Origin of the sequence: Dolichospermum sp. UHCC 0260, from assembly GCF_009711985.1 — a bacterium.
Classification (GTDB): Bacteria; Cyanobacteriota; Cyanobacteriia; order Cyanobacteriales; family Nostocaceae; genus Dolichospermum; species Dolichospermum lemmermannii.
The window spans coordinates 34,998-36,143 of record NZ_VIKZ01000012.1 but is presented as its reverse complement, the minus strand read 5'-3'; the positions used below and the strand labels follow the sequence as shown (position 1 = coordinate 36,143).

Here is a 1,146-nt window from a genome sequence, read left to right as displayed (position 1 = left end):
ACAACTGACAAATGACCAAAACAATCGTTGTTAAAATCGGTACTTCTAGTCTCACTCAACCAGAAACCGGACAATTAGCCCTTTCTAGCATTGCTACTTTAGCGGAAACTCTTTGTGATTTGAGACGACAGGGACATCGAGTAATTTTAGTTTCCTCCGGTGCTGTGGGAGTAGGTTGTGCGCGGTTAGGTTTAACGGAACGTCCCAAAACTATAGCTTTAAAACAGGCTGTAGCAGCAGTTGGACAGGGTAGATTAATGCGTATATATGATGATTTATTTAGTATTTTGCAACAACCAATTGCTCAAGTATTATTAACAAGGGCAGATTTGGTACAGCGTAGCCGCTATCTTAATGCTAATAATACTTTTCAAGAATTACTAGCTTTGGGAGTAATTCCTATTGTTAATGAAAATGATACAGTAGCTGTGGAAGAATTAAAATTTGGAGATAATGATACCCTTTCTGCATTAGTAGCCAGTTTAGTAGAAGCAGATTGGCTGTTTTTATTAACAGATGTTGATAGATTATATTCAGCCGATCCTCGTTCTGTACCTGATGCTAAACCGATTAGTTTAGTTAGCAGTATGCAAGAACTGACAGATTTACAGATTCAAACTGGTGGACAGGGTTCTCAATGGGGGACTGGGGGGATGATGACTAAAATTTCTGCGGCCAGAATTGCGATCGCGGCTGGTATCCGCACAGTCATTACCCAAGGACAGTTTCCCCGGAACATTGAAAAAATTATCCAAGGGGAACTCATCGGTACACACTTTGCACCCCAACCAGAACCAACTTCAGCCCGCAAACGCTGGATAGCTTATGGTTTAATTCCTGGGGGAAAATTATATTTAGATGCGGGAGCGATCGCCGCTGTTGTCAAAGCCGGAAAATCCCTATTAGCAGCAGGAATTAGAGCCGTAGATGGGGAATTTGACAATCAAGAAGCGGTGCAGTTATGTGATAGTAATGGTCAGGAAATTGCTAGAGGATTGGTGAATTATAATAGTGAGGAATTGCAGAAAATTTGCGGCCGACAGTCACGGGAAATACCAGCAATTTTAGGTTATGAGAAGGCAGATACTGTGATTCACCGAGATAATTTAGTTTTGATTTAAAGCAGGAGTCAGGAGAAGAAAGAAG

At 41.3% G+C, this 1,146-nt stretch carries 1 protein-coding gene; it reads left to right on the top strand.

Features of this window, described 5'->3' with window-relative positions; genetic code table 11:
• Positions 1-11 precede the first annotated feature (11 nt).
• On the top strand, positions 12-1,121 hold the full coding sequence (gene proB, locus FJR08_RS07070; RefSeq protein ID WP_168632680.1) for a glutamate 5-kinase: 1,110 nt from the start codon (positions 12-14) through the stop codon (positions 1,119-1,121).
• Positions 1,122-1,146 lie beyond the last annotated feature (25 nt).